At 46.8% G+C, this 13,622-nt stretch carries 6 protein-coding genes; 3 read left to right on the forward strand and 3 right to left on the reverse strand.

Annotated features, from left to right (window positions below):
- Positions 1-32 precede the first annotated feature (32 nt).
- The 3 genes from ACH19P_RS12365 to ACH19P_RS12375 all read right to left on the reverse strand — a co-directional run bounded on the left by ACH19P_RS12365 (position 33) and on the right by ACH19P_RS12375 (position 7,247).
- A complete protein-coding gene (locus ACH19P_RS12365; protein WP_462158827.1) occupies positions 33-1,373 on the reverse strand; it encodes a DUF3472 domain-containing protein in 1,341 nt (446 codons plus the stop codon).
- Positions 1,374-1,423: 50 nt separating this feature from the next.
- Positions 1,424-4,321 (reverse strand): discoidin domain-containing protein, encoded by a 2,898-nt coding sequence (locus tag ACH19P_RS12370; protein WP_462158828.1) that lies wholly within the window; start codon positions 4,319-4,321, stop codon positions 1,424-1,426.
- A gap of 82 nt (positions 4,322-4,403) precedes the next feature.
- Positions 4,404-7,247 carry a TonB-dependent receptor gene (locus ACH19P_RS12375; RefSeq protein WP_462158829.1) on the reverse strand — a complete coding sequence of 948 codons (2,844 nt, stop codon included), beginning with the start codon at positions 7,245-7,247 and terminating at the stop codon, positions 4,404-4,406.
- Between the two features lie 552 nt (positions 7,248-7,799).
- Between ACH19P_RS12375 and lacZ the strand changes: the two genes are divergently transcribed.
- The 3 genes from lacZ to ACH19P_RS12390 all read left to right on the forward strand — a co-directional run bounded on the left by lacZ (position 7,800) and on the right by ACH19P_RS12390 (position 13,570).
- Entirely contained in the window at positions 7,800-10,931 is a 3,132-nt protein-coding gene (gene lacZ, locus ACH19P_RS12380) for a beta-galactosidase, LacZ type (RefSeq protein WP_462158830.1), read from the forward strand.
- 457 nt (positions 10,932-11,388) lie between these two features.
- Positions 11,389-11,625 (forward strand): hypothetical protein, encoded by a 237-nt coding sequence (locus tag ACH19P_RS12385; RefSeq protein ID WP_462158831.1) that lies wholly within the window; start codon positions 11,389-11,391, stop codon positions 11,623-11,625.
- A complete protein-coding gene (locus ACH19P_RS12390) occupies positions 11,600-13,570 on the forward strand; it encodes a S8 family serine peptidase (protein WP_462158832.1) in 1,971 nt (656 codons plus the stop codon). The genes ACH19P_RS12385 and ACH19P_RS12390 overlap by 26 nt, the downstream gene beginning before the upstream one ends.
- The last annotated feature ends 52 nt before the right edge of the window (positions 13,571-13,622 follow it).

The following is a 13,622-nucleotide window of genomic DNA, read 5'->3' on the forward strand; positions in this document are numbered from 1 at the left end:
GAGCTGACCCTTAGGTCAGCTCCACGAACTGACTAAGGCAGCAGCTCAAAGTTAATATCTGGCGCGACTTCGTGGGGTAAGCGTGTCAGCACAGTGTTGTAGGTTGTGTGCTCAGAGAAAAAGCCCGTATTCTTCAAGTAGAACCCCGCATCATTCACGCCGCCTTGATAATCAAGCCGTGCTTCTTTTCGTGCGGTGGCATCGTAGGTAAAACGCGCTGACGTTACTTCCTGCCAAGGGCCCTGCGCGGTTTTCACCCATTGATTGTCATACTGAGCGAAACGTTCAAACTGCCCAGCCCCCGTCATGAAGTTTTCCAAGAAAGAATACGCACCCGCTAAATAAGTAGTTGTTTTTGGGCGTCTAAAGCTGGCGATAAGTTGCCACTGCTGCTCATTCGGGTCAAAGAAATAGGCGGTGAAGTCGGTTTTATCGGTGCCTTCCACCGGGGTAATTTTGGTTAAGAAGCCATACGTGACGCCCGCTTCCCAGTTATATCGCATAAAGCTTTGGCCACCGGAGCCCTCGTTGCCAAACTCACCAACGTGCACATTCTCACCCTTTTTCAGCAGCTCCACACGGTACTCAGGTGGGATCGCTTGTGGGTTATCTGTGGTGTACGGGCTCCAAATAGAGAACAACACGCGGCGCTCAGTGTCAGAATTCACTTGAATACCAAAGTAACCACCATCGAAGCCATTGGCCATGTAATAAGAGCCGAGAGTGTCTTGCCCTTCGGGCACGGTTACTTCATTGTAAAACCACTCATAATTTTGTGTTTCATCAGGCATTTGATATTGCAAATGCACTGAAGGACCGCGTCGTCCCCAATAAAAATCATCTTTTACGTAATACGTCTCACCCGCGGTTACCTCGCCACCAATAAGTAAATTACTGATGATTGGCATTGCGTGACTGTTGTTACTTGGGCTTGAAATGATCACTTTCTGATAGCCTGGAGTTTGCACCTCAAATTTACCCACTGGTACTTGTACCATCTGGGTATTGCTCACTTCAATGCGGCGATTTTGTTTGCCTAAAGTGACATCAATTGTAACCGGCTTATCGGTAACGCGCGCCAACATACCTAAATCGAGAGAACCGACTTCGGAGACATAAAAATAGGTCGCTAAGGCACCGTGCTCACTGCGCCACTCGTTCACACCATTGTCGCTCACTAAAGTCTCAGACAACGCAATTTCGCCATCGACCCACGTGTTGCCACCCACAGGGACTTGCATCGTGTAGTGTAATTCAGGCGCTTGCTCTGACTTGGTATTACACCCTGATAAAAGGGTGAAGGCTGCGCCCACCAGCGCAAAGGATAATGTGTTTAAAAAGGATAAAGAATTCACTGTCTGTGCTTCACTCATGAAAAAGACGCTATTCACTTCACAGCCAATAGCGCCTGATGGGTTACTAATTATGGATTAACGCGCACTGCAAACTCAGCGGCCGATGCCCACGCACCTCCGCCTTGCTCTTCCAATGCAACAAACTTCACAAAGCGCCCTGATGTCGGTGTAAAAATCGCACTTTTCACATCGCCGTTACCTGGCCAATCACCGCTGGATACCGCTTCACCAAAGTTTGTGTCGCTATCGCTTACGTACACTTCGTATTTCACCACGGTGCCGTTTCCACCACCTGGGCGCGGTGTGTAATCAAACTGAGACACATTGTGGCTTGCGCCTAAATCAATGGTCACTTCATGTGGGTATACGACGCTCGCGTCGCTCCAAGTAGTATGCCAATGAGTATCTACGTCTGAGTCAAAAGCGAATTCTAATTCATGTCCAGCTTCTGCTGCAGAGCTTGACGTTGCAGACACACTGCTCATGTCCACTGCCGTACTCAGGTTTACCCCCACATTAAATTCACCAGCTGAAGCCCACGGGTTTCCGCCTCGCTCCGCCAGAGCAACAAACTTAACAAAGCGGCCTGCTTTTTCCGTAAATGTTGCTGTTTTAGTGTCGCCGTTGTCTGCCCAACTCCCTGCAGAAACAGCTTCTGCAAAGTTGTCTTGGTCATTACTGACGTACACTTCATATTCAACCACCGTGCCGTTACCCCCGCCTTCACGTGGAGAATAATCGAAGCGATTGACTTGATATTCTTCACCTAAATCGATGATGACTTCATGTGGGTACACCACGTTCGAATCACTCCAGGACGTGTGCCAATGACTCACTGTATCGCCATCAAAAGCAAACGTAAGCTCATGCCCATCCTGCGCGGGCGATGTAGACGAGGCAACAAACGTGGCGTTGTCTAACAAGGTCGAGTTAACCACAAGTGTATTGCTCTCAGGCTCTGGCGTGGGTGTGCCGCCGTCTCCGCCTTCGCCGCCATCACCGTCACCACCTCCTGTGCCATCAATGGGTTCGTAAACGTTACCGTCATCAATACCCACTCGCAGCTCAGCAGCAGATGCCCATGCGCCACCGTTGCGCTCTTCCAATGCAACAAACTTTACAAATCGGCCTGTTACTGGGCCAAACACTTCAAGCTTCATATTGGTGTTGTCTACCCAGGTGCCCGCGTGGACAACTTCGCCGTAGTCAACTGAACTTTCAGAAACATAGATTTGATAGCTGACGATTGTGCCGTTACGGCCACCGTCTTGACGCGGAGTGTATTCAAAGCGGTTTACGTCTACCGTTTCACCTAAATCAATGACCACTTCGTGCGGGTATTCCTGCATATCATCGCCCCACGATGTATGCCACATGGTTGAAGCATCGCCATCAAAGGCATATTTAAGATCATTACCCGGCTGAGCAGGCGTGCTGCCAGTGACAATGAAGTTACCACTGTTAAGCATGCCGTTTTCTTCACCATCATGGGTTGCACTGAGCGTCACATTGCTTGCATCGGTGCGTGCGACAACCAAAATGTAATAAGGCGTTTCACTGCGCACGTTGATTGGCAGATAGCAGGTTTCTAAGCTTGCTCCACCGTAGCCAACGCAGTCATAGTCCTGTGGCGTTGCAGGTTCTTCGGCTTTGACATAAATATCCACGTCGCCATTGTTACCCGCGAGCTCTACCTTAAGCCTATTTGCAGAATCAATCGCCATGATTTCAAATAAGCGTGACTCCCCCTTAGATAACGCCTCGATGGTCATTGGCTCACCACTGACTAACGCATCTGCCTCAGCGTCTACCGTGATGGTGTCATCACTTGCCAATTGGCCCTGTGCTACCGTGGCTTTGAGCACGGTGGTCTTGCCTAAAATACTTTCTAAATGCACTTCAATTTGCGCATCCACCGCGATGGCATCAAATGTTGCTTGTGTTGCACTGGGGTTTTCACCCATTGCGACCACTTCACCATCAACAAGCACAGTGTATTTAAACAATGGCGTAGACGTATTATTGAGAGTCCAGCTTACGCCTTGGGCACTGACCGTTGTCAGTGTTGCTGCAACAGGTTCCTGCACCGGTGAGATACTTGAATATGGGCGAGAGAAGGTATCGACTGGCTCAACCTCATCGGGAGTAATGCTGCCTCCGGTACTCATTCGGTAGTAATCCGCCGTTGAGGTCGCATCGTAATTCTCATTGTATGCGGCCGTCGCCTCTTCTTGAATGACACTGAATTCTGCTTTTGTAAAGCCTAACCAAGAGCCATCAAGTTGGCGCTTGTGACCTTCACGGAAAAGACCTGTACGCGTTTGATCACCCGTTCCTAGCCAATCTTCTACAAATGAACCAGTGGGTGAATTGAAGTACACATTTTCAACGGGGTAATCCATCGTAACTAGGTGCGTCCACACGCCAGTTTCGGTGTCCATCGCCCAATAACCAAACTGGGTGTGACCGTCTTTTTGCCACACTTTAGCGACCAAGGTATACCACTTGTCTGTGTCCCAACCGAGTTCGAAGTTCCATGATTTTAAGCCTGTCCCTTCACCACCAAAGTTCTCCACTTTTGTACCCGGCCCTTGGTGAGGAGCGGTAATGGTTTCGCCGTTTGACGGATCCCAAATTGAGAAAATGAAATTACGTCCATCCGGGTGATCTTGAATACCCGCGTAGCCGCCCCCTTCCATACCGGCGTTCCAGTTTAGTACTGAATAATAGGTGTAGGGTGTTAGGCCTTTTTCTGGGATATACACATCTTGCATGATGATATCACCCGCTTTGGCATCGTTATAACGAAACCAAATTGACGGCGCTCTATCTACAGACCCCGGAGGAGAAACCACTTGCGCACCGGTATCACCTACCGATCCTTTTGGCTCTTCGGTGCCACAACCGACCAAAGATGCCGCTGCAACAGCTAATGACAGCACTGATAACTTATGTTTGTATTTCATAATGTTACTCACTTTTCTTTATTCTTTTTAAGCAGCACATGGCGAATCATTTCACGCATGTGCCGCTGTTATTTTTATGTGCTTAAAATCGTACGTTGACGCCCACAGTGAACAAGCGTCCAGAGCGGTCTAAACGGTGAATTTGATCTGAGCGTGAGATGTAGTGCCAACCGCGTTCGTTAGTTAAGTTGGTACCCGACACATTGATATTCACCATCTCAGTCACGTCATAGCTGGCGCTGAAATCAAGCTGGCCATAATCCGCCACCCACTGAACACCACCCCACGCGTTAGGGTTAACAACGTACTCGTCGCGCCAGTTATAGGCGAAGCGAACTTGCAGGTCGTCAGTTTCGTAGTACGCAACTGCATTGAATGAATGTTCCGACATCCCTTGATAAGGCAGACCTAAACTACGAAATGCATATTCAGGGTGATCTTCTGGTACATCGTCATAGCCCGAATCCACATAGGTGTAGTTAAGTTGCACACCTAGGTTGTTGAATGGCTCAGGGAGTAAGTCAGTGAACGCATGCTGGTATGCAACTTCGTAACCTTCGATTTCACCGCCACCATCACCGTTGATTGATGACTGCACTTTGAACGTTTCGCCAAAAATTTCCTGCGTGCCGTTTTCACCGTTGATCACGAATGACTCGATGTCTTTGTAGAAAAACACCCCAGTCAATGCGCCATTTTCAGAGAAGTACCACTCCAGTGCCATGTCCGCTTGGTTAGCACGAAGAGGTTCTAGACCTGGGTTTGAAGCGTAGTATTCCATTTTGGAGAAGTTGATATAGCTCCACGCTTTGAGTGATTGAATACTAGGGCGAGTAATCGCTTTTGATGCTGTTGTTCTAAAGACCAAGGTGTCTGTAAGGTTGAGCTTGAAGTTCATGCTTGGCAGCACATCCTTGTATGTATCTTCAAACACAACGACGTCCTGATACTCTTCAACTTTACCTTCATAGGAAGGGTTGCCGTTGCGGTCTGGAACAAACACCACTTTATCTAGATTCAGTGAATAACCCTCACTGCCTACAGTGGTTTCTATTGCGCGAACGCCTAAATTGAGGCTGTAAGGAAGGTTGAGTAACGTATCTTCGATATTCAGTGACGCATAAATCGCATTGGTGCGCTCATTCACTTCGTACGAGTCTTTTGGACGAGCGGTCGCTTTGATCAGCTCGTGAGCTGCTTCTGGACTGATGCTTTCATAATACGCAAACAATGCATCATAATCGAATCGCGGCCATGGATTGGGGTGCATACCCGGCTCGCCTTTGAGGAAGTTTTCAAAATCACCATCCATCAGTACTTCGCGCGGTAGTCTAAACAACTCGAAGCCGTTGATGTCTTCCACCGTTGAATAATCGACCGTGTAATGATCATAACGCTCAGAGTCTAACTGGGCGCCACCACTACTAAACGCACTTGGGTTTTCAGATGAATTTGCATTGGTAGTTTTTGTTTGTTCACCTAGGTTGATACCGAAATCCACTGACTTGATCCAGTCAATGTCTGGCATCCACTGCGCATCAATTCTGAACTCATTGACCACATCTTTGATGCCGGTGCCGCTGTTATAACTGTAGTGCGCACCAAAAGGCGAGTCCGCCGTTAAATCTGGGCTAATGGTCACGTCAGGGAGCAAGTTATCACCTGACTGATCAAGGGTGATTTCATCAACAAAACCACGCGCTACGATATAACGGTTGTGGCCATTGTTTTTGTTCTCAGCCTGAGAATGCGCAAGGTCGAATGCAACACTCAACTGATCATGTAATTGCCACTTTGCATTGAGGCCTAGCTGGTACGTTTCAGTGACCCGCGGACGCGATACATTCAGGATCTCTGCCATGGCACCTGAACCGAAAAGGGTCAGTTTATTAACCAGCCCCTCGTCATTAAAGCCAACATCTTTTACGCCTGGGATCCCCTCGGTCCAACTTTCATCATACGTTACGAAGGAAATTTGCGACTCAGTCGCATTGGTTTCGTAAGAAGAGTATATGCTGTCGAAGTTAACTTCAAGGTCATCATTTGGCGTCCATTGCAGCGCTAAACTGCCGCCAATACGTTCACGCGTATCTTCTTGGTTCCCATAACGCATGTAACCGGGAATAATTGAGCCCCATTCGTTATCAACAAGCGGGTCAAATGCCCCATCACCATTGACGTCTTGGCGTACGGTGATCCAATCTTCATCGCTTTCATTCCAAAAGCCTTCACCTTCATAGCTGTCGATACGCAGCGTTCGCTCTGAATACACAGCGGTAAACAAGGCACCAAAGGTATCGTCGAAGAACGTATCGCTGACTAGGAATGAAGCTTGAGGTGTGAAGTCTTGAGTTCGGTCTTCATAAATCCCTTTAGCAGAGGCTGAGGCAGTAAAGCCGTCAAAATCGAGTGGGCGACGGGTTTTAATGTTGATAACAGAACCAATCCCCCCTTCCTGAGTGTGTGCAACCGGCGATTTATACACCTCAACACCACCAAGTAGTTCAGCGGCGATAAGGTCATAGTTAAAATCACGGCTGTTGTGTTCCGACGCCATTCTGCGGCCATTCACTGTGGTGATATTGTAGTCACCACCTAAACCACGAACCACGACATTCTGACCTTCACCCGCATTTCGGGTGATAGTGATCCCCGAGATACGTTGCAAGGCTTCAGCAACGTTTTGATCCGGAAACTTACCGATGTCTTCGGCAACAATTGCATCCACAACTTGCACTGAATTTTGCTTTATAAATAAAGACTCTTTTATTGAGTTTCGAATTCCCCGTACTTCGATAACTTCAACTGCTTCATCTTCAGCTTCTGCTTGCGGCTTTGTTTCCTCAGCAGCCAATGCAGTCATTGAAGATGCTGACAATACAGAGCCTATAAGCAAACTCAGATAGTTCTTTTTATAGTCCACCATTCCAGTCCTCCGCCCTTTTTCTAATTATTGAAAGGATATAATTTGACCAACCTTATGAAATATACACCCTGCGAAAGAAAAAAATCAACACAAAATTAAACGAAACTTTCATTAAATTACATTAAATAAACCTATATCAATCCAGCTCAACAAAAAATGTAATAAAAACAAGGTTGAAAGCCAACCTCATGTTAACTCCTTGTAACAGTGGAAATATACAAGTTTTCGAAACAAGGGACGAAATTTCAACTCGAAAGACCTAAAAATGAAAGTTGCATGGGGAGTAGCAGCAAAGCAAATGCGATTCGGTAAATCGGGACTTTCGTTATCCACGCCTCACAAAAACAAAACCAATAAACACATATAAAATAGGTACTTAATAAATTCAGCTTGATTGATTTTGACATCAGAGCGTGAGTGGAGACAAATGAGGCTCAGGCAGAGCAGATGCATGAAATTTATACTTTTAAACAATTCGAAAGGCTGTTATTTTTAATTTGAAACAAAACGAAACAAAATAAAACAACATTACTGTTTGTGGAGAACGTTGAAATGGAATGGCCTTTTGACACCTATTACGTTAAACGAAAAAGTAAGGCACTTATGCTCTGTGTACTTGCTCAGTTATGGTTTACTGTGGCCGCGACTGCCAGCACTCCCGATTGGGAAAACCCTCACGTCATTGGCATAAATAAGCTGCCAGCACACGCGAGTTTCTTTCCTTTTACAGATGAAAGCGTGATTGAACGTGAGAGGGCATCTAATTTCATAAATCTTAATGGCCAGTGGCGATTTAAACTTTCAAACAATTACGCGACACACTTTGCAGCGTTTTCTAAAGCAGGCTTTAATGACAGTGAATGGGACCTGATCACGGTTCCTGGCAATTGGGAGCTACAAGGTTACGACACGCCAATCTATGTTAACCACCCTTATGAGTTTGCAAAGAACCCGCCGTTTATCCAAGCGCATTACAATCCAATCGGCCATTACAGACGCCATTTTAAAATAGCTGAAGATTGGCTTGGGCAACGCACTGTTGTTCATTTTGCAGCGGTAAAATCAGCATTTTATCTGTGGGTTAATGGCCAGAAAGTGGGCTATAGCCAAGGCAGTAAAACAGCTGCTGAGTTTGATATTTCCCCCTTTATTCAAGCTGGAGACAACACCATCGCTGTGCAAGTATTCAGGTGGAGTGATGGCAGCTATTTAGAAGCACAAGATTTTTGGCGCATGTCTGGGATAGAACGTGATGTATACATTTATTCGACTCCCAAAGCGCACATTCAAGACTTTTTCGTGCAGGCAAGCCTTGTTAATAATTACCAAGATGGGGATTTTAAGCTCACCGCTGATCTCTCTGAACTATCAAGCTCACACGAAATACAGATGACATTAGCTACGCCATCTGGCGAGATTATCGCCGCACAAACGACGCCAATTTCACCCTCTGGAGCTTCTCAACAAGTCCGTTTCAATGCTGCTATAAAGCAGGTCGCAGCGTGGTCAGCTGAAATACCGAACCTTTATAATCTCACCTTGAAGTTAAAAGACAATGATGGAGTAACCAAGCAAGTAATTAGACAGTACGTAGGATTTCGTACTTCAGAAATCATTGATGGGCGCCTATTCGTAAACGGCCAACCTATTTTAATTAAAGGCGTCAATCGCCATGAGCATGACCCAGATACAGGTCACGCGATTTCTCGTAAAAGCATGGAGCAAGACATCAAACTGTTTAAACAGTTTAATATCAACGCGGTACGCTTAGCTCACTACCCCAACGATCCCTATTTCTATGAGTTATGTGATAAATATGGCATTTACGTGGTCGATGAAGCCAACATCGAGTCCCATGGTATGTATTACAATCTCGCCAAAGGCCAGACTCTGGGAAACAACCCGCTTTGGAAAGACGCCCATTTGGGAAGAATTACTGCAATGGTTGAGCGCAGTAAGAATCATCCTTCGGTCATTACTTGGTCATTGGGTAATGAAGCCGGAAATGGATACAATTTTTATCAAGGTTATGACTGGGTAAGAGCCCGCGATCCATCGCGCCCAATTCAGTATGAGCGTGCTGTATTGGAATGGAATACCGATTTGTATGTACCCCAGTATCCGTCACCGTCTTATTTGAAAGACTACGCGCTATCACAGCCTGAGCGAAGTATGATCATGAGTGAATACGCGCATGCAATGGGTAACAGTGTGGGTAACTTTGCCGATTTTTGGCGCTATATTCGTCAATACGACAAGCTACAAGGTGGCTTTATCTGGGACTGGGTTGACCAAGGACTTCGAAAAGTGACCGAGCAAGGCAAAACAATTTACGCCTATGGCGGCGATTTTGGCGCTCCGGGAACTCCTTCTGACGGTAACTTCTTGCTCAATGGCATCGTGTTACCTGACCGCACACCCCAACCCGCCTTGTATGAAATAAAGAAGGTGCATCAGAACGTACAATTTACGTTACTCGATGCCAACAAAGGCAAGCTTGCGCTGTTCAATGAGTACTTTTTTAAGAGCCTATCGGATTATTCACTGCAATGGCAACTGATGAGCAATGGCGAAGTATTAGACTCGGGTATTATCAAGGAGTTGGATATTGGCGCGCAGCAAAGACAGACGTTTACCCTTGGCTACCAACTGCCGCGCAAACACGATAACGAAGTCTTTCTTGATCTTAGTGTCGTTACCACGACTCAAAGCCCACTCCTCACGCAAGGTTTTGAGGTCGCAAAAGAGCAATTTTTAGTGCGTGAACAGCGCAGTGCGCACAATGAACAAACGCAGCCTAAAGAGCAAACGCTTAACGTTTATCGCACGGTGACTGATACTGAAATTGTCGGCGACAACTTCGTGGTGAGGTTCAATCACGCACGAGGTCAACTCAGTGGTTACAGATACCACAATGAAGAACTCATAAAATCAGCCCCTATGCCAAACTTTTGGCGAGCGCCAACAGATAATGATATAGGTGCAAAACTGCACGATAAATTGCGGATGTGGAAGTATGCTTCACAGCGCCAGCAAGTCACCCATTTTACTCTCAAAGAAGAACACAATCGCGTTGTTGTCACATCGCAATTGAGTTTAGAGGACGTAAAAGGTGTGGTTGACTTAACCTACACCATCACGGGTGATGGCGTCGTCGATATTGACTATCGATTCTCTTCCACCATGACCGAGCTGCCAATCATACCCAGAGTGGGAATAAATCTAGAGTTATATGCCAACCTAGATAACCTCACCTATTTCGGACGTGGCCCCCACGAGAACTATAGAGACCGTAACACCGCAGCGCATGTTGGCTTATATCAATCCACCGTTGCTCAGCAATACCATCCATATATACGCCCGCAGGAGAGCGGCTACAAAACACAAGTTCGCTGGGCGAAATTCAAAAATAACAAGGGCATAGGTCTTCTTGTTAGCGGTGCGCCTTATTTTGGCATGAGTGCACTGCATTATCGTATACATGATCTTGAACAGCACATACGGGATACACAGCGCCATTCAGGTGAATTAGTGCCACGCCCTGTGGTATCGCTCAATATTGACTATGGCCAGATGGGGGTGGGCGGCGTAAACAGCTGGGCAACATCTGCCCTACCCCAGTACCAATTGAGCGAAAGCAATTATCACTATAAGTTCACTCTCTCTGGTTTTAAAGATAACTAACGTGCGCGCAAAGCTGCTTGCAATGTGAGCAGCTTTGCGACGTGATCGCCGCCTCAATAATCAGAGTGACCCACGCCCATTTATTCCATTGTGTGCCCGGTTATAACAATTCCCACAATCCACATAGAATTTCCCTATTGCGTAGCGCCAAATCTCGCTGATTGGCTGTGAGTAACACGCACAAAATGTGACAAAAATGCACACATTGATATTTTTTGTTAACTTTAAAATCAGAAAAATAAAACCATAACAACCTGAAAATATTAAATAAGCTATTCAACCAACCTATCCGAGAAACATAATTTACAATTTTTTCGTTTCATTTTTTTAACACATGTGTTTTCATTAGCGGGCCTAAGCGGAGCACCCGTGCAATAGTTAGTGCCCGCCGACAAACGTCAATACCACTGTGCGTCTTGCACAGCGACAACATAATAATTAATTACAGGTATTAACTATGAAGTCTAAAATCTCTCTCGTAACCTCAGCAACACTACTTGCCCTTGGCCTTGGTTCAAGCGTTGCTCACGCAAACTCACTGCAACCAAACTTCGACGCTCATGGTGCTAAAGAAGTAAAAGCAAACGGTGCAGCGAAAGAACGTGTTATCGTAAAATTCACGCGTGGTAACTCAGCATCAGTTAAAGCGCTTGCTAAAAAGTTAGGCGGTGAGATCAAGGTTGATTCTTGCTAAACATGACGCTTTTGCGATGGAAATTCCTGCTGCGGCGTTAAAAGGTTTACGCAACAACCCGAATGTAGAATTCGTAGAAACTGACGTTAAGCGTCACCTTTTGGCAACAAATTTAAATACCACTGAAGTTGAGCCTTGGGGCATTAGCCGCGTAGAAGCAGATCTTGTTTCAGACAGTCTAGCTGGCAACCGTACTTTATGTATTATCGACTCTGGTTACGATATCCGTCACTCTGATTTAGCGGCGAACATGGTATCCGGTACGAATGACTCTGGCACGGGCCAATGGTCAACGCCGGGTGGTTCTCACGGTACGCACGTTGCTGGCACAATCGCTGGTATCACAAACGGCTCAGGCGTTGTGGGTGTAATGCCAAACGGCAACATCAACCTACACATTATCAAAGTATTCAATGAAGCGGGTTGGGGTTACTCGTCAAGCCTAGTTGCTGCGGTAGATGACTGTGTAGCTGCGGGCTCAGATGTTATCAGCATGAGTTTAGGTGGTAGTGGCAGCAGCCGCACAGAAGGTAATGCATTTGCAAACTACTACAGCCAAGGCGTACTTAGTATTGCTGCTGCAGGTAATGACGGCAACACAGCGCATTCATACCCAGCGTCTTATGACGACGTAGTGTCTGTTGCAGCGGTTGACTCAGGCAACATGCATGCAAACTTCTCACAGCGTACTAACCAAGTAGAACTTGCAGGTCCTGGTGAAGCGGTACTTTCAAGCGTTGGCTTAGGTGATGGTCAGCTAGCTCAGCTGAGCGTTGGCGGCACTGATTACTTCGCAAATGGCGTTGTACCTCACCTTTTCTACAACAGCAGTTTGTCATTCGACCCAAGCGGTAACAATGGTTCTGCAAGCGGCGCTCTAGGTGTGTGTACAACCACAGGTACTTCGTATTCATGTGGCGATATGACAGGCAAAATTTGTTTAGTTGAGCGTGGTGAAAACCAAGGTGACAGCTCGACGTCTACTGAAAATGCTTACCCTGAGTACCGCGGCGCAAACGCATGTGCAGACGCGGGTGCAGAGGGTATCATCGTATACAGTAATGCAGCTCGCCCAGGCCTACAAGCACCATTCATGGTGGACTTCAATGGTAAGATTCAAGGTATTCCTACTGCGTCTATAGACCGTGCAACTGGTCTAGAACTCGCTGCGAAAGCGGGTCAAACAGCAAGCTTGTCTAAAGTAGATGGTCAAGATTGGGATTACTATAACGGTACATCAATGGCGACTCCACACGTGAGTGCGGTTGCAGCCTTAGTATGGTCACACCATACTTCATGCTCGGCGTCAGAAGTACGTAACGCACTTGCGGTAACAGCTGAAGATTTAGATGCGGCTGGTCGTGACGTGAAAACAGGTTATGGTCTAGTTAAAGCGCAAGCGGCAATTGACTACCTAGCAAACTCAAGCTGTGGTGGCGGTTCATCGGATTCTGCACCTACTGCTGATTTCAGCTACTCATGTTCAGCGCTAGCGTGTGATTTCACCGACGGCAGCTCAGATGACAACGGCGTAGCAAGCTACTCTTGGAACTTTGGCGATGGCAACACTAGCTCAGCGCAAAACCCAAGCCACACGTTTGCGGCGGATGGCTCATACACAGTAACGCTAACAGTAACAGACACTGTGGGCCAAACTGACAGCTCAAGCCAAACTGTGAGTGTAAGCAGCGGCAGCACAGGCGGTAACATCGACCTATCTGCAAATGGCTACAAAGTGAAAGGTCGTCATCGTGTAGACCTTACATGGAACGGCGCAAGCACTGCCAATGTTGATATCTACCGTAACGGTTCAGTAGTTGCTACGACAGCAAACGATGGCGCATACACTGACGCTATCAATGCTAAAGGTGGCGCAACTTACTCTTACTCTATCTGCGAAGCAGGTACATCTAACTGCTCATCAAGTGTGACTGTTATCTTCTAATTTGGAAGGTCACACACTTGACACCAAAATGCCGGTCCCTACTGACCGGCAT

The organism is Pseudoalteromonas sp. GB56, from assembly GCF_054923835.1.